This is a genomic window from Actimicrobium sp. CCC2.4 (genome assembly GCF_034347385.1).
Taxonomy (GTDB): domain Bacteria; phylum Pseudomonadota; class Gammaproteobacteria; order Burkholderiales; family Burkholderiaceae_D; genus Actimicrobium.
The window spans coordinates 2,533,895-2,549,377 of record NZ_CP133777.1; the positions used below are offsets into that span (position 1 = coordinate 2,533,895).

15 protein-coding genes are annotated in these 15,483 nt (G+C 56.9%); 8 read left to right on the forward strand and 7 right to left on the reverse strand.

What is annotated here, in order from left to right; all coding sequences use genetic code 11:
- The first annotated feature begins 117 nt into the window (after window positions 1–117).
- The 4 genes from RHM62_RS11700 to RHM62_RS11715 are packed head-to-tail and all read left to right on the forward strand — an operon-like array spanning window position 118 to window position 3,785.
- On the forward strand, window positions 118–909 hold the full coding sequence (locus RHM62_RS11700; RefSeq protein WP_322122271.1) for a hypothetical protein: 792 nt from the start codon (window positions 118–120) through the stop codon (window positions 907–909).
- A 47-nt stretch (window positions 910–956) separates the two neighbouring features.
- A complete protein-coding gene (locus RHM62_RS11705) occupies window positions 957–1,715 on the forward strand; it encodes a hypothetical protein (protein WP_322122272.1) in 759 nt (252 codons plus the stop codon).
- 25 nt (window positions 1,716–1,740) lie between these two features.
- The gene (locus tag RHM62_RS11710; protein WP_322122273.1) at window positions 1,741–2,406 is read left to right on the forward strand and encodes a response regulator; all 666 of its coding nucleotides are present in this window, start codon (window positions 1,741–1,743) and stop codon (window positions 2,404–2,406) included.
- A complete protein-coding gene (locus RHM62_RS11715) occupies window positions 2,382–3,785 on the forward strand; it encodes a sensor histidine kinase (RefSeq protein WP_322122274.1) in 1,404 nt (467 codons plus the stop codon). The genes RHM62_RS11710 and RHM62_RS11715 overlap by 25 nt, the downstream gene beginning before the upstream one ends.
- Before the next feature lie 57 nt (window positions 3,786–3,842).
- On the opposite strand, the gene RHM62_RS11720 is transcribed toward RHM62_RS11715, so the two are convergent.
- The 3 genes from RHM62_RS11720 to RHM62_RS11730 form a co-directional block, all read right to left on the reverse strand.
- Window positions 3,843–4,088: an SHOCT domain-containing protein gene (locus RHM62_RS11720; protein ID WP_322122275.1), complete on the reverse strand. Its 246-nt coding sequence runs from the start codon at window positions 4,086–4,088 to the stop codon at window positions 3,843–3,845.
- Between the two features lie 449 nt (window positions 4,089–4,537).
- Window positions 4,538–4,903: a copper-binding protein gene (locus RHM62_RS11725; protein ID WP_322122276.1), complete on the reverse strand. Its 366-nt coding sequence runs from the start codon at window positions 4,901–4,903 to the stop codon at window positions 4,538–4,540.
- 167 nt (window positions 4,904–5,070) lie between these two features.
- On the reverse strand, window positions 5,071–5,400 hold the full coding sequence (locus tag RHM62_RS11730) for a DUF4148 domain-containing protein (RefSeq protein ID WP_322122277.1): 330 nt from the start codon (window positions 5,398–5,400) through the stop codon (window positions 5,071–5,073).
- A gap of 873 nt (window positions 5,401–6,273) precedes the next feature.
- Here RHM62_RS11730 and RHM62_RS11735 point away from each other — a divergent pair.
- The 3 genes from RHM62_RS11735 to gfa all read left to right on the forward strand — a co-directional run bounded on the left by RHM62_RS11735 (window position 6,274) and on the right by gfa (window position 9,889).
- On the forward strand, window positions 6,274–8,196 hold the full coding sequence (locus RHM62_RS11735; protein ID WP_322122278.1) for an AAA domain-containing protein: 1,923 nt from the start codon (window positions 6,274–6,276) through the stop codon (window positions 8,194–8,196).
- Window positions 8,197–8,710: 514 nt separating this feature from the next.
- Window positions 8,711–8,971 (forward strand): chorismate mutase, encoded by a 261-nt coding sequence (locus tag RHM62_RS11740; protein WP_322122279.1) that lies wholly within the window; start codon window positions 8,711–8,713, stop codon window positions 8,969–8,971.
- A gap of 360 nt (window positions 8,972–9,331) precedes the next feature.
- On the forward strand, window positions 9,332–9,889 hold the full coding sequence (gene gfa, locus RHM62_RS11745) for an S-(hydroxymethyl)glutathione synthase (protein ID WP_322122280.1): 558 nt from the start codon (window positions 9,332–9,334) through the stop codon (window positions 9,887–9,889).
- Window positions 9,890–9,896: 7 nt separating this feature from the next.
- Here gfa and RHM62_RS11750 read toward each other — a convergent pair whose 3' ends face one another.
- Window positions 9,897–10,511 (reverse strand): glutathione S-transferase family protein, encoded by a 615-nt coding sequence (locus RHM62_RS11750; RefSeq protein WP_322122281.1) that lies wholly within the window; start codon window positions 10,509–10,511, stop codon window positions 9,897–9,899.
- A 317-nt stretch (window positions 10,512–10,828) separates the two neighbouring features.
- Between RHM62_RS11750 and RHM62_RS11755 the strand changes: the two genes are divergently transcribed.
- Entirely contained in the window at window positions 10,829–11,365 is a 537-nt protein-coding gene (locus tag RHM62_RS11755) for an FxDxF family PEP-CTERM protein (protein ID WP_322122282.1), read from the forward strand.
- 76 nt (window positions 11,366–11,441) lie between these two features.
- Here RHM62_RS11755 and RHM62_RS11760 read toward each other — a convergent pair whose 3' ends face one another.
- Genes RHM62_RS11760 through RHM62_RS11770 form a run of 3 tightly spaced genes read right to left on the reverse strand, consistent with a single transcriptional unit; the run spans window position 11,442 to window position 15,470 of the window.
- Window positions 11,442–12,656 (reverse strand): YeeE/YedE family protein, encoded by a 1,215-nt coding sequence (locus tag RHM62_RS11760; protein ID WP_322122283.1) that lies wholly within the window; start codon window positions 12,654–12,656, stop codon window positions 11,442–11,444.
- A 34-nt stretch (window positions 12,657–12,690) separates the two neighbouring features.
- Window positions 12,691–15,009, reverse strand: a complete 2,319-nt coding sequence (locus RHM62_RS11765) for a xanthine dehydrogenase family protein molybdopterin-binding subunit (RefSeq protein WP_322122284.1) — start codon at window positions 15,007–15,009, stop codon at window positions 12,691–12,693.
- Window positions 15,006–15,470: a (2Fe-2S)-binding protein gene (locus RHM62_RS11770; protein ID WP_322122285.1), complete on the reverse strand. Its 465-nt coding sequence runs from the start codon at window positions 15,468–15,470 to the stop codon at window positions 15,006–15,008. Before RHM62_RS11770 ends, RHM62_RS11765 begins: the two co-directional genes overlap by 4 nt.
- Window positions 15,471–15,483 lie beyond the last annotated feature (13 nt).

Sequence of the window (15,483 nt, forward strand, 5' to 3'; positions counted from 1 at the left end):
GGATGATCCTGTGCCCATCCTACGATACTGTCGAGGAACGATCGTCCCTATGACTGGGCTAAGTTTGTCCGGCAATACTGGTGCCAACACCAATAGATTCCGAACGGAGAAAACGCCATGTCCACGCTGACCAGCACTTCCAACTCATCCACCGCACACTGGCTCAGTAAGGTCCCGCAAGTGACGCTCGCTTTCTGGGTCATCAAAATACTGTCCACCACAGTCGGCGAAACCGGTGCCGATTATCTGGCAGTTGACGCGGGTCTCGGCCATGGTGTCACGCGCGTGATGATGGCCGTACTACTGGCAATTGCACTGTTCTTACAATTACGGACACGACGTCATACTCCCTGGACTTACTGGCTCACCGTTGTTCTGGTCAGCATAGTCGGTACCCAGATTACCGATCTGCTCACCGATGGACTGGGCGTCAGCCTCACTGTCAGTACGTCTGCCTTTACCGTGCTGCTTGCGGTGATTTTTGCGACCTGGTTCCGGGTCGAACGCAGCTTGTCCATGCACGACATCGTGAGCCGTCGCAGGGAATTGTTTTACTGGGCAGCCATCCTCTGCACGTTTGCCTTGGGCACGGCCGCCGGTGATTTGGCAACCGAAGCCGTCGGACTTGGTTTCGCCCGCGGCGTCGTGTCGTTCGGCATGCTCATCCTGATCACCTATGCCACATGGCGTCTCGGCGGCAATGCCGTGCTCACCTTCTGGATTGGCTACATCCTGACTCGCCCGTTCGGTGCTGCACTCGGTGACCTGCTGACGCAGGCCAGGACCGATGGCGGGCTAGGCATGGGCACCATGTGGACCAGTGCCTTGTTTCTGAGCGTCATTGTGATGCTGGTCGCCGTCGCGCAGATTGGCACCGGCAGCCGCCGGAGTGCACGAGTTTCCGAATAACGCCACCATCTTTCAAGCAACGCGCTGACCTGCGGACAGGAACCACCATGAATGCATCACTAGCAAAATCCCTGGCCAAAGTGCCGGAAGTCACGCTCGTCTTCTGGGTAATCAAAATTGCCGCCACCACATTGGGCGAAACCGGCGGCGATGCCGTGTCGATGTCAATGAATCTGGGCTATCTCGTTGGGACGATCATTTTCCTGGCAGTATTTTTGCTGGCAGTGTTTGCCCAAATCAGGGCCAGGACCTTCCAGCCCTTGCTGTATTGGACCACCATCATCGCCACTACCACCGTCGGCACGACACTCGCGGATTTTGCTGACCGCTCCCTTGGCATCGGCTACGCGGGTGGCTCGGCCTTGTTAATGGCTTTATTGTTTGGCTCCTTGCTTCTCTGGCACAGGACACTCGGCTCGGTCTCGGTCAGTACGGTCAGTTCACCGAAAGCCGAGCTGTTTTACTGGGTGACCATCATGTTTTCCCAGACGCTGGGAACGGCACTGGGTGATTGGACTGCCGGCACCGCCGGACTGGGGTATACCGGTGCTGCCATCGTATTTGGCGCGTTGCTGGCGCTGGTCGTTGCCCTCTACTACTGGACCACGGTGTCGCGCACTCTGCTATTTTGGGCGGCGTTCATCCTGACGCGTCCTCTCGGTGCCGTAGTAGGGGATTTTCTGGACAAGCCACTCAACGCCGGTGGTCTGGCACTGAGTCGTTATTCGGCATCGGCGGCCTTGTTTGCTTTTATCCTGATCAGCATTCTGCTATTCAAGCAAAACGCGGCCAGAACGGCGCATTGATCGATCGTTATTTGATGGAGTAGGCATGCGCGTGTTACTGGTCGAAGACGACATCATGATTGGGGAAGCCATTCAGGGCGCGCTGAAAGACGCGTCGTACGCGGCCGACTGGGTCACGAATGGTCAAACAGCCCTCACGACGCTGGCTTGCCAGCACTATGACCTGGTGTTACTCGACCTTGGACTTCCCGGCAAGGATGGTCTGGAGGTACTGACCAGCATTCGTGCCAGCGGCAATCCGGTCCCACTTCTCATCATCACCGCCCGCGACGGCCTTGATGATCGCGTGCGGGGTCTGGATGGGGGTGCCGATGACTACTTGCTCAAGCCCTTCGAGATCGCCGAACTGCTGGCACGCATGCGTGCCGTACTTCGGCGCAAGGGGGGCAGCGCAACAACGATGCTCGGCAATGGTGTCGTGTCACTCGATCCGGCAACCCGTGAGGTCGCTGTCAACGACGGTGAACCGGTACAACTATCCAATCGTGAATTTGGCTTGCTGCAAGCCTTGCTGATACGCCCCGGCGCAATCCTCTCCCGCCGTGATCTGGAAGACCGTCTGTACGGCTGGGGGGAAGAGGTTGAGAGCAACGCCGTCGAATTCCTGATCCATGCGTTGCGACGCAAGCTAGGCAGCGACGTCATTAAAAATGTCAGGGGAGTCGGATGGATGGTTTCAAAAAACGTCTGAACGAATCGGTTCAGTTCAAGCTGTCCTTTTCGCTATCGCTGGCTATTTTGGTCATTGCGATACTGGCGGGATCATTTTCCTTCGTGTCGGCATTTGACGAAGCGCATGAGTTGCAAGACGACATGCTGCGGCAGGTTGCGGCACTCTTCGACCGGCAACACCTCCCGCTGGCCCATCTCGGGGACGATGGCCGCGCCAAAGACAGCGATGAGGAGTCCCGTGTCATCGTTCAATATCTTGACGATGGCAGCAAGGCTGCCGCCACAGGAGACATTGGCGCACCGCTACCTTTGCCGGCAACTCTCTCCGACGGCTTGCATACGCTGGACGTCAGCGGCGAGACGTTTCGTGTGCTGGTCAAAACGACGTCCAATCACGAACGGATCGCCGTCGCGCAGGAAACGGGTATCCGCGATGAGATTGCACGCGCCAGTGCCGTGCATACCCTGATGCCGCTGTTGATTCTGGTGCCCATCCTGCTGCTGATCGTGGCTGACCTGGTGCGTAAGCTGTTTTTACCGATCGCTGCGTTGTCTGCAGAAATTGACCGGCGATCCGAACAGGAATTACATCCCATCGAAGAAATCCATCTTCCCGCCGAAGTACGCCCGTTCGTGGTGGCGATCAACCGCCTGCTCGTACGCGTTGAGCAATCGATGGAAACGCAGCGCCGGTTTGTCGCGGATGCCGCCCATGAGCTACGCTCTCCAATGACCGCGTTGTCGCTGCAATCAGAGCGACTGGCCCGGGCGGAAATGTCCGAGCAGGCACATGAGCGCTTAGTCACCCTGCGTCTAGGCATAGAGCGCGGTCGCAACCTGCTGGATCAACTCCTCAGCTTGGCCAGGGCACAGACTGTTTCCACTGCACCCGAAGCGCCGGTATCGGTGCAGCACGTCTACCGCCGTGTGCTGGAAGACATCCTGCCATTGGCAGAAGCCAGGCATATCGATATCTGTGTCGACGGCGAGCAAGACGCCACAGTCTGGGTCAGCGAGCCAGATCTGATTGCCGTGATCAGGAATTTAGTCGATAACGCCATTCGCTACACGCCAGAGGGCGGAACAGTCGATCTTTCTGTCACCACTGAAGACGGCCAGGCTATCTTGCGCATCCAGGATTCGGGGCCAGGCATTCAAGCCGCCGAGCGACAACGGGTATTTGACCCGTTCTATCGCACACTCGGGAGTGATCAAGCTGGATCAGGTCTGGGTCTTGCCATCGTCAAGGCAATCACTGACCGGATTGGCGCGAAGATTCAGTTAGCGTTTGCAGATGAGGTGAGGCATTCAGGCTTGCGTGTCTGCGTATGCGTTTCGCTGGTTAATCCGTCTCATCGCGATCCTGTGAGAATGAACACTGAAGTCGTGGTTGTTTAGTTTTTAGTGCCGGAGACGGCAAATCGGACGGAAATCTCTTTCCGCGATCCGTCGGCCTCAGTTGTCAAGACTGCTTTTTTTCTGCTCATATTCGTCACGTTGAATTTCGCCGGCGGCGTAGCGATCCTGAAGGATGTCCAGCGCAGTTTTCTGCGGCTTCTTGTCGGCTCTGCCACCGAAACCGAGCATTCGTGCTACCAGCACGACGATCAAGACAATAATCAACATACAGAAAATCGCCATCCCGATCATGCCGATACCCATTCCTGCTCCCATACCGGCCCAGCTTTGTCCATTCATCATGTTTGCCCGCCTTACTGTTCTTTTTTGAAATTTGTTGCGAAGAGAGCGCTGATTAAATCAGCGCCTTCTTAAGGAAATTTTTAAAAAAACGACATAGATCTCCATCGGAATGCGGAAATTATCCGTTTTTTTCTTTCACTGATATTGCGCCCCTACGAGGCACCAGGTCGTTTAATACAGCGTGTTTGAAGAAGACATATATCGTGTGGCGTTAATTCCGTGTTACGGACTTGCGGTGCAGTACAACGGTTATGCTCAGCGGAATGCAACTGCTCCATTGCACTCTATACCCCTGCTAAAGGTATCAGACCCAAATGGCACAGCCCACGCCCGGGCGCGGTTGATTGATGTTGCTGACAGATCAGCTATTTGATGATCTGGCGCATAGCTACGGCCCTGAGAAGCAGGAAGGGCAGAGCAGGGCGACGGCAAGTTTATTGCGCGACTTATTACTTCGGTAAGCTAGTTTCAATCGCCACGACGGTCAAAGCACCGTTCATTTTTTCTGCGCTAAAACGAATTTTATCGGTGGGTTTGACTTTATCCAACATGGCCGGATCCTTGACCCGAAACACCATCGTCATGCCCGGCATGCCAAGATTTAACAACGGCCCATGCTTGATAGTAATTCTTCCGGTATTTTTATCGATTTTTTGAACTTCTCCCTGAGTCATAGGGTTGGTGTCCGGCGTCGGTTTGGCGGCAACAGCGGCAGTAGCGGAGGTTGTGCTGGCGCCGGTGGACGTTTGTGCTAACGCAAAAGGGACTGTCAGTGACATCAGCAGCGCGGCGGCGAGCAGGGAAATTGGTTTCATGGTGCGTTCCTTTTCGGTGCTTTGCATTGTAGTAGTTTTGTATTGGTGCCCATGAAGAACGGATGCAGGGCGTAATACACCCTGAAAGACGATCCGGTTTTATTTGTCGGCACTCTTGACCTGGCCCTTCATTCCCACCTCAGCTACGCGTTAAGCCGGTCTCGCTATTAGCCACCAGTGTAGAGGTCAGAAGTTTGGCCGTTCTGTACCGACTGAATTGCTTCGGCGTGAACAGCAGAACGGGTCCGCGGCGTTGCGTTCGATGCCGCCCTCACAGGGTAAGTCGTATTGCTGATGGCGAGCGTGCCTTGCTGGCGGGCCATGAGAACCTGGTTTTTTATTTCTGCGCGGGTCACGGTCGATGGGGTGTTCCTGACTTCTTTCAGCCATTGCGAACCGGTTTCATCGAAGCCCGTATTGGCAGCCATAGCGCCGACCGAAGCGGCGGTCATCAGGGTACCCAGGGCGATTGTCATTACGAATTTTTTGGTGTTCATCAGGTTTCTCCAGAAATTAAATTGATCGGTGCTTGCCTGGCAAACTTCTCCGTCTGCCTGACCATGGAGCAAAGTTTAGTCTCCGGGCCCGCACACCAAAGTGACGGCGGCATTACAAAACCGTAATGCGAAGCACCGGTCTCCCAACGCATAAAAAAACACTCTGACATCGGACGATGTCAGGTAAGCGGGTGCCCAACGGCAGGATTACGCCGTTTCGTGATGTCGTATAAACCAGAGGGTCGGCTGAGATTGAATGCAGGTCGATGCAGTTCTAAAATTGCAGGTCGCTACATGTAGGGCTGAGACGCAAACCTTGGCGTGCTGCCAAGGATGAGACTATTGCGTAGCTGCTTTGGTATCACCGGGCTCGGGTGCATTCGACGCTGGCCTCTATCAGCCCGGTGCATTTCGAGTAAAACTGGCTTGCCAATCCCCGACGGGTGGCACCCTCGCGTGACGCGATAGACTAATTTTTGATCACCATGCCCACACCTGTTCGATCCCGTATCAAAGCTTGCGAAACCTGCAAAGCCGTAAGTTCAACTCTTTACCGGGTGGTGCAAGACGACACCGCTGTTTGGACCCTGATTTGCCAAGCATGCCGGACCCAAGTGGAGCGACACCCCAGCTACCGCTATGGCGGCACGTGGAAGGCCAACAAGCGGCACTGATCGTCACCCCACGTCAAAGCAAGTCACGACATCTCCCTGATTGATGAAGCCTCAGCTGCCTGAGTTAAACTCTTGCTTATTACCAAAACTGCGAGCGCTTGAATCCCCGCTCCTTGCCTTTGTCCTTTCCCCCTTTCCTTTGGCTGACCAAGACCCCACCCCCTCCGCCCCCTGCGCTGTTCAACATGAGTTACGCCATGTGCGTGCACTCTTACAACTTGAACAAAAGGAAGACCAAGCACAGTTCAAACTGAACAATGCCAGTGCAACCATCAAGGAACGCCGTCGGCGTGGCTTGACCTGGTACCCCGTCACCATCACCCGGGAAGACATCGGTTTTGGTGGCAAAGTGGTCCTGGAGCTAGAGCGCCCTGCGCATCGGCAAGACCTGCACTTGTTTCAGGTAGGCAAAAATGCTTCGTTGTTCAGTGACGCGCCAGGCAACTCAGGGCATGACCGACCAGTACTGAGCGGCGTCGTGACGGGCGTGCGGCGCAACAAGCTGCTGCTGGCCACCACCAAAGAAGTGCTGCCCGACTGGGCATTGGACGGCAGCACACTGGGCATTGACCTCACCTTTGACGAGGTGAGCTACCGCGAGATGAACCAGGCCCTGAGCGCGGTCATGCTTGCCCACGGCAACCGCCTAGCCGTACTGCGCGACGTGCTGCTGGGTGCCAGGCCGGCCAGCTTTCGCGAGCACAAAGCCGACGACCTTTTTTACCCCAGTGCGCTCAATGACTCGCAGCTGGCGGCTGTGCGCCATGTGGTTTCGGCCCAAGACGTGGCCATCATCCATGGCCCGCCCGGCACGGGGAAAACCACCACGCTGGTACAAGCCATTCTGGAAACCATCCGGCGCGAGCGGCGCGTGCTGGTGAGCGCCTCTTCCAACACTGCCGTGGACCTGCTGACCGAAAAGTTGGCCGAGCGCGGTGTCAACGTGATCCGCATTGGCAACCCCAGCCGCGTGTCGGACTTGCTGCTCCAGCACACCCTCGATGCACGCGTGATGGCCCATGCCAGCTACAGCAAGATGCATGCGATGCGCCAAACAGCTGAGCAGCACCGCCAAACTGCCAACGAACACGTACGCCACTTTGGTGTCGAGGAGCGTCAGCATCGCCAATGGCTGAGGGAAGAAGCGCGCACGCTGCGCCAAGCCGCCGACGATTTGGAGCGCTTTATCACCGAGGACGTGCTCGAATCGGTGCAAGTGATTACCTGCACGCTGGTCGGTGCCAGCAACCGCCACTTTCGCCACCTGATCTTTGAAACCGTCTTCATTGACGAAGCCGCCCAGGCCCTGGAGCCGGGTTGCTGGATTCCCATTGCCAGGGGCCAGCGCATTGTTTTGGCAGGCGATCACCACCAGCTACCGCCCACGGTGAAAAGCGAAAAAGCCGCCCGCGAAGGCTTGCGCGAAACCTTGTTTGAAAAGTGTATCCAGCGACAGCCGCAGACGGCCCGCATGCTCACCGTGCAATACCGCATGCACGAGCAGATCATGGGCTTCAGCTCGGAGAAGTTCTACGGAAGCCAACTGGTGCCGCACCCGACCGTACGCCATGCAGGTTTAGCCGCTTACGACCCGCGTTTTGCACCCGACCTGCCGATGGAATTCATCGACACGGCCGGTTATGGCTTTCTGGAGGTCACTATTCCCGAAAGCCGTTCAACGGCCAACCCCAAAGAAGCCGACTTGCTGCTGCAGCGCCTTGCGCAACTGCTTGAACCCTACGCCGCAACTGAACCCCAACAGACCCCGCTCACCATCGGCGTGATTGCACCGTACCGCGCCCAAATCAACTACTTGAAGGACGCTATCGAAGACAACGCCGCGCTCAATGATTTGCTGCTGCAACGCAGGCTCAGCGTGGGCACCGTCGATTCGTTTCAGGGCCAGGAGCGCGACATCATTGCCATTTCATTGACACGCAGCAATACCCAGGGCGAGATCGGCTTCCTCTCCGACATCCGCCGCATGAACGTGGGCATGACCCGCGCACGGCGCAAGCTGTTGCTGGTCGGCGACTCTTCCACGCTCTGTCGCCATCCGTTTTTTATGGACTTGTTGACCTATGTCAAGCGCATAGGAGGCTATTTCAAAGTCGCTGGATGATGTCGTGCTGGCGATAGCCCCCGGCGTCAGCGTAATTGTTGTCTCTAAAATTTTCTGATGTATCCCATAGAGGCCACAATAAAGTCGTCGTAGGTTGGCGCAACTGGCTCAAAGTATAGTGGTCAAGTAAATTCAGACACAGCGATAGGTTTTTTTGCTGTCATTTTCCGCTCGAAGACGGAGGGCGACAGGTTTCCCGATACGGAATGCAATCTGGTCATGCAAGATGCCTTGATCAGACAGTTGCTAAGCTGCGATCCAGGGGTGTTGTCGTTCACACAACCACTCCTTGATTAACCATGGCTGTGGAGGGAAGCACGCTTGGTCGATCCGATCGGGAATCGCATCTAGCTGTAATGGGCGGGCAACAATTGCATGAATCCGCTACGGCAAATACAGCAAGTTAGCTGATGAACTTCTTGGAGTCTCTGCACGCTAGTAGCAAAGATGGCTTTCAGCCAGAAGTAGACATCGCCTCAATAAAATACGGCAATCGTGGAGCGAGATGGAATAGTTGAAAAAATATCGTGAAGAAATAGACCGAATCGACGATGCGCTTTTTAGCGCCCTTGCGATGCGATTTCAAATAACGGATAAGGTTGGGGCGCTAAAAAAAGCGGAAAAACTACCTCCGGTTGACCCACAGCGAGAGGCCGAGCAAGAAAAAAGACTGCTAGAGATCGCGAAGAGAGCAGGACTGCGGGAGGACATAGCGCGCTCATTCCTCCGTTTCATCATTGACACCGTTGTGGAAGACCACAAGAAGGCTAAATAACAACGTCTTTCTCCGTAACTTGACGGTTGGCACGGATGCAATAAAAATTCCTCTTTTGCAAACATCGAGTTTGGGGATTGAGGTGCAGTGGCACGATTGCTTCGCCGAACACAGTTCTGTTAAGGCTAGATCCAAATGCCTAGGTTGGGGGTGCTGCGTAAAACTTGGACTGGTTTATACAGCGATGCCAAGGCTTTCTCGATATCCTCGATCGCAAGTTGTAGCAATTAAATTTCGTATAATTATCGTTATGTAAAATACGATATCCCAGATATTCACATCAGTACGCGCAGCAACTAACAGACGATTACTCCGGATCCGCCTAGACTCGAACTCCCGTCACTCCTGCAGGAGCAATCAATGTCTGTTCAAATCCACCCCGCCGTAGATCACGGCATCAAGCCTGCACTCGCGGGGTTTTCCGGTGGCAAGCTGGTGTGCGCTTGCGTCGATCATCCGGTCGAGGTCACCATCACCTCGCAAACCGCCCATAACCACGTCTGCGGATGCTCCAAATGCTGGAAGCCGGACGGTTCGCTGTTCGCACAGATCGCCGTTGTGTCGCGTGACGCGGTCTCCGTGACTGCCAATGCCGACAAGCTGGAGATCATTGACTCTTCGATGACCATCCAGCGCCATGCCTGTAAAGGTTGCGGCGTGCACATGATCGGTCGCATCGAAAATACCGCCCATGCGTTTTTCGGTCTGGATTTTGTGCATACGGAACGCTCACCCGAAACCGGTTGGGCCGCCCCAGGCTTCGCCGCCTTTGTCTCGTCGATTATCGAGTCCGGTGCCGCTCCCGATCAGATGGAAACCGTTCGTGGTCGTCTCGTAGAACTTGATTTGCCGCCGTATGACTGCCTGTCACCCGCACTGATGGATGTCATTGCGACCCACGCCGCCAAGTCCAGATAAGCTCAATTCAGGCACTTGGGCGCTGCGCTATCCGGTCACGGTAGGCTTGCAAATGCACCAGTCCCTGCTCGCCCGGATTGAATTTCATCAAGCCGCGGGCGAATTCAAGTGCACAGAATGCCGTGATATCGGCGATCGTAAAGCGGGCACCGGCAACATAGTCGGTATCCGCCAGATGCTGGTCCAGCCAACGCGCGACGACCAGCATTTTTTCGCCCTGCGAATGACCGAAGTCCTGAAACTGCGGTTGCTCCAGCGCCATTAATCCGGGATGGGTATGACGGATGCAATTGGCGATGGTACCGAACAGTGACAACTCCATGCGCCTGTCGGCCATCTCGATGAATGCGCGCTCTTCAAACGTGCTTCCCATCAGGTTGGGCTCCGGATGCAAACCTTCGAGGTAGGTGCAAATCGCCCTGCTTTCACTCAATACCCGACCATCATCAAGTTCCAGTGCCGGCACACCGGCAAGCGGATTCCTCTCGAGATAGGCCGCGCCCTTGTGTTCGTTGGCGGACAAATTGACCGTGACTTCCTCGATACCGGCGATGCCTTTTTCGGCAATGAACATCGTTACGCGGCGCGGGTTCGGGGCTCTCGGGGATAGATACAATTTCATCGGGTGTCTCCTTGTGATGGAAATCATGGACGGGTGTGCCCTGCCCTGTCGCAGCTTAAGTCGATAGCCGCTGTACGACTGAGCTGGTTGGCAATTGCTTATGACAACATATTTTTGCTTCCGCGCAGTGTTAAATTTTGGATTGCATTTGGATGCGTAGTTTTGGATGAAGAACTGGATAAAAAGAGCGGTACTACAAAGTTATTTAAATGCCATTGATGATAACTTTCGGTTGCAACGGTCATTCCTGATTCACGTTTTGTGTCTGTTGCGACCGACATCACTCGTCCTTCCATCTTTTATCCATGAGGCTTCCTATGATCAACCATATCCTGACCGGCACCCTACTGCTCGCTGGTATCGCTTTCGCTCCGTTAGCCAATGCAATTGCCACGTCAAGCAGCGAACCGCTGGTCCTGACCCACGGCACGACCGCCTTTGGCAAAACCTTTGCTGCCAACACCAAGGGCAACACATTTACCAACGACTACACCTTCAGTACCAGCGCCGCATCAAGTCTGACCGGTGCTGTTATCTCGATCAAGGGCTTGAGCACGGACCTTAACATTACCGGATTCAATTTGATCCCCACCGTCGGTGCCACCATCACCGGCCTGGCTTTTTCGAGCGGCTATGTCGATGCATGGCTGATCACCGCACCAAACCTACTGCCTGGAAATTACACGTTGGAAGTCACCGGTAAAGTCCTGGGCGACGGCGGCAGTTATGGCGGCAATGTCAACGTCAGTGCCGTTCCGGAACCGGAAACCTGGGGCATGATGATTGGTGGTCTGGGCTTGATCGGTATGGCAATCGGTCGTCGCACCAAGCGCACGCCGACGTTCACGGCCTGATTGAAAACCATAAAAAAATCCGCCATCCGGTATGCCCGGGTGGTGGATTTTTTTTAGGCAAGCGGTAGCGCCGGACTTAGCAAGCGCTGGCGCGTACCGGTACCGGCAAATTGAATAGCGGCCGCAGATACAGCCCCGCCCAATTGCCGATCAAGGCAAACACAATCCACATCCAGCCGTGCAAACTGCCCGAGGCAATTCCACTAAAAAATGCGCCGATGTTGCAGCCATAGGCCAATCGCGCGCCATATCCCAGCAGCAGACCGCCAATCGCCGATGCCAGCAAATGCTTTCCCGAGATCGACCATTCAGGTTTAAATTTACAGGCCAGACCAGCCGCCAGCAGCGCGCCCAGCATGATGCCAACATCCATTACCGACGTCGTATCCGCAAGAACCGGCGCTGCCAGTGCCTGTTGCATCGCCGGCGACGAATAGCCCGACCAGGTCTCGACCGGCACCTGCATTGCCTGCAATGCCATCCCGCCCCACAGACCGAATGCCGACGTGATGCCCCATGGCCGACCAGCCAGATACAAGGTCACGAAGTTGAGCACGGCAAGGCCGATGGCACCGGCCAGTAATGGCCATGGACCACGCAGCCACGAGGCACCACGGATTGTCAAAACCGGTGCGACCGCGCCATGACGTGCGCGCTCGATGCGCGCCACGACCCGATACGCAATGACAAAGACGGCGATGTTCATCGCCAGCGCAAGCGGCCAGCCGAATGACTGGACTAGCGACACCGGTGCATGAGCCGGCAGTGTTTGCCACCAGCCCAGGTGCGTGATGCCGATGACCGAGCCCACAATAAAAAACAGCAAGGTCACGAACATCCGTGTATTACCGCCACCCGCCGCGAACAGCGTTCCCGACGCGCAGCCGCCGCCCATCTGCATGCCGACGCCAAACAGAAAGGCACCCACGGCCACCGACACGCTCAATGGCGAAACAAAGCCGGTGACTGCCTGACCAAACAGCGAGCCATTGGCCAGCGCCGGAAAAATCAGCAGGCAGGCCACGCCCAGCATCACCATCTGCGCCCGGAAACCGGCACTGCGGCCATCGGCCAGCAACACGCGAAAGGCCGATGTGAAACCGAACATCGCGTGATACAGCACGATACCCAGCGCGCTACCGGTGGCAAACAGCAATGCCATTCTGGTCGAGACGGTCTGACTGATGACCGCCGCGAGCAGCAGCATCGCTGCCAGCGCGGCGATAACGACACGGTTTTGTGCCGGGGGTTTTGCCTCTTTCTGCGGGCTCACCAATGTGCTCGTGGTCATGCTGGTATCCCCTGATGCCTGAAGTGCCGCAACATCACGTCGCAATCAACTGATTGCGGATCGGCAAATTCCGGATTCGCTTGCCGGTCGCCGCAAAGATCGCATTGCACAGTGCCGGCGCGACCGGTGGCAGCGGCGGTTCGCCGACACCACCGGGGGCCAGCGTATAGTCGGGCGCGACCATGTGCACGCGGATTTCACGTGGCACTTCGTTTTGCCGCAACAGCTCGAAGTTATGGAAGTTCGATTGTTCGACCCGTCCGGCCTTGAACGAGATTTCGCCCTTCATCGCCAGCGTCATGCCCATGACCACGGCTCCCTCGACTTGCGAGCGGATACGTTCCGGATTGACTTGCGGGCCGCAATCGATCGCCATGTCGACGCCGACGACTTGCATCACGCCCTTGTCGTCGACCGCCACTTCGATCACGGCAGCCGTGTAACTCATGAACGAATAGGCCATCGCAATGCCCAGTCCGTGCCCTTTGGGCAGCTTGCGGCCCCAGCGTGCCTTGCCCGCCGCCAGTTCGACCACACCACGCATGCGGCCGGTATCGATCGGATAAATTTCAGGTGATTCGCCGTAGTTGCTGGTGTCGCCCATCGCGGTCGGATTCAGTTTGCGCGCCGGGCCGATCAGTTCGAGCAGATAGTCTTTCGGATCGCGCTTGGCTGCAGCGGCCAGCTCGGCGATGAATGACTGCACGCCAAACGCATGCGGAATGTTGTAGACCGAACGGAACCAGCCGATACGCGCATGGGCCGCGACTTCCGGCGTCTCGATGCGGATGTTCGGAATCGCGTACGGAATATTGATCGCCGTATGGCTCATCTCGTTGACGCCGAGTGCCATCGCACCGGGTACAAAGGTCGAGCGGATGGTCGGTGCTGCCGAACGATGCAGCCAGACCGTCGGCTTGCCGGTAGCGTCGAGCGCCGCCTCGAAATGTTCGACCGATACCGCATGCAGGTAGTCATGATGAATATCGTCTTCGCGGGTCCATTGCAGCTTGACCGGCTTACCGTCCATGGCTTTCGACAGCAGCGCTGCCTCGGCCGCAAAGTCAGGCTTGGATTTGCGACCGAAGCCGCCACCGAGCAGCGTAATGTTGACCGTCACCATTTCTGGCTTGATGCCCAGGTGTTTGGCGACGATATCGACGGTGGCTTGAGGTGCCTGCACCGGTGCCCATATGTCGCATTTGCCATCGACAATGCGCGCGGTGGCCACCGGTGGCTCCATCGTTGCGTGGGCCAGATGTGGCAAATAGTATTCGGCGCTGATGGTTTTTTTGGAGGCGGCCAGCACGTCCATGGTCTTGCCTTCATCGCGCACGGCTTTGGCTGGTGTGCGCGCGGCGACTTCCATGGTCTTGCGAAATTCCACCGAATCGTAGCTTGCATTCGGACCATCTTCCCAGACGATGGTCAGCGCTTGCCGGCCCTGCATGGCGGCCCAGGTATTAGTCGCAATGACGGCCACGCCGCCCAATGGATTGAAGAGTACCGGTCCTGGCGTGCCCTTGATTTCGACCACGCGCAGCACGCCTGGCAACGCCAATGCTTTGGCGGCATCGAAACTGACGACTTTGCCGCCCAGCACCGGCGGACGCGCGACCACGGCGTAGACCATGCCGTCGAGCCGCACATCGATGCCGAACCTGGCGCGGCCATGAACAATATCAGCCGCATCGATGAGCTTGGTCGTGCTCTTGCCGATGTAGCGAAATTGCGCCGGGGCTTTCAGTTTCAGCGTCCCGGTAGCGGGAATCGGCAATGCGGCAGCCGCCGCAGCAACCTTGCCGAAACCGATTTTGCGGCCGGTCGGGATGTGGATCAGTTCGTGATTACGGGCCTGCACTTCGCTGACCGGCACCTTCCATTCGGCAGCGGCGGCGGCTTCGAGCATCATCCGCGCGGCGGCGCCGACGCGGCGCAACGGCGCCAGCGAATGGCGCAGGCTGCGTGAGCCATCGGTATTCTGGTTGCCGTAGAGCGCCTCGTTGGCCTGCGCCTGCACGACCCGGACCTGCTTGAGATCGGCCTCGAGTTCTTCGGCCACCACCAGCGGAAAACTGGTGCGTACGCCCTGCCCCATCTCGGACCGGTGACAAATCACCGACACCACGCCATCGGCAGCGATCGAAACAAACACCAGCGGATTGTCGACCAGCCCGCCCGGCATGCCATCACCACCAAATTTTTTGGCCGCAGGTGGCTGTGTCATGGTCTGCGCAAACAGATTGCCGGACTGCGTCACGGCGATCAGGAAGCCGGTGACACCGGCGCTCTTGAGCAGGCGACGGCGTGCCGGATCGCCCAGCGGGCCGAGTGCATTGTCGTTATTTGTCATGCTTTTACTCCTTGTGCGGCCACCGTCTTGATGGCGGCGCGAATACGGGTGTAGGTGCCGCAGCGGCACAGGTTGCCGCTCATGGCGTCATCGATGTCGCTGTCGGCCGGCTTCGGCGTGCGCTTGAGCAAAGCAATGGCCGACATGATTTGTCCGCCCTGGCAATACCCGCATTGCGGCACGCCGGCGTCGATCCAGGCCGCCTGCAACGCCGCGCCCAGCTTGTCGTTCTCGACTTGTTCGATGGTGGTGATCTGCTTGCCGACAGCAGCAGAAATGGGCGTGATACAGGAACGGATGGCGACGCCATCAAGGTGAATGGTGCAGGAGCCGCACAGGCCCATGCCGCAACCGAACTTGGTACCGGTCAGGCCCAACTCGTCGCGCAGGGTCCAGAGGATGGGGGTGTCTTGCGGTACGGTGACGGTATGAGCACGTCCGTTAATGGTGAGCGAAGTCATGATGGGTGTCCCG

What these genes read in the sequence shown, in the direction of transcription:
- RHM62_RS11700 (WP_322122271.1), top strand. Translation starts at nt 118, where the DNA reads ATGTCCACGCTGACCAGCACTTCCAACTCATCCACCGCACACTGGCTC.
- RHM62_RS11705 (WP_322122272.1), top strand. Translation starts at nt 957, where the DNA reads ATGAATGCATCACTAGCAAAATCCCTGGCCAAAGTGCCGGAAGTCACG.
- RHM62_RS11710 (WP_322122273.1), top strand. Translation starts at nt 1,741, where the DNA reads ATGCGCGTGTTACTGGTCGAAGACGACATCATGATTGGGGAAGCCATT.
- RHM62_RS11715 (WP_322122274.1), top strand. Translation starts at nt 2,382, where the DNA reads ATGGATGGTTTCAAAAAACGTCTGAACGAATCGGTTCAGTTCAAGCTG.
- RHM62_RS11720 (WP_322122275.1), bottom strand. Translation starts at nt 4,088, where the DNA reads ATGATGAATGGACAAAGCTGGGCCGGTATGGGAGCAGGAATGGGTATC.
- RHM62_RS11725 (WP_322122276.1), bottom strand. Translation starts at nt 4,903, where the DNA reads ATGAAACCAATTTCCCTGCTCGCCGCCGCGCTGCTGATGTCACTGACA.
- RHM62_RS11730 (WP_322122277.1), bottom strand. Translation starts at nt 5,400, where the DNA reads ATGAACACCAAAAAATTCGTAATGACAATCGCCCTGGGTACCCTGATG.
- gfa (WP_322122280.1), top strand. Translation starts at nt 9,332, where the DNA reads ATGTCTGTTCAAATCCACCCCGCCGTAGATCACGGCATCAAGCCTGCA.
- RHM62_RS11750 (WP_322122281.1), bottom strand. Translation starts at nt 10,511, where the DNA reads ATGAAATTGTATCTATCCCCGAGAGCCCCGAACCCGCGCCGCGTAACG.
- RHM62_RS11755 (WP_322122282.1), top strand. Translation starts at nt 10,829, where the DNA reads ATGATCAACCATATCCTGACCGGCACCCTACTGCTCGCTGGTATCGCT.
- RHM62_RS11760 (WP_322122283.1), bottom strand. Translation starts at nt 12,656, where the DNA reads ATGACCACGAGCACATTGGTGAGCCCGCAGAAAGAGGCAAAACCCCCG.
- RHM62_RS11765 (WP_322122284.1), bottom strand. Translation starts at nt 15,009, where the DNA reads ATGACAAATAACGACAATGCACTCGGCCCGCTGGGCGATCCGGCACGC.
- RHM62_RS11770 (WP_322122285.1), bottom strand. Translation starts at nt 15,470, where the DNA reads ATGACTTCGCTCACCATTAACGGACGTGCTCATACCGTCACCGTACCG.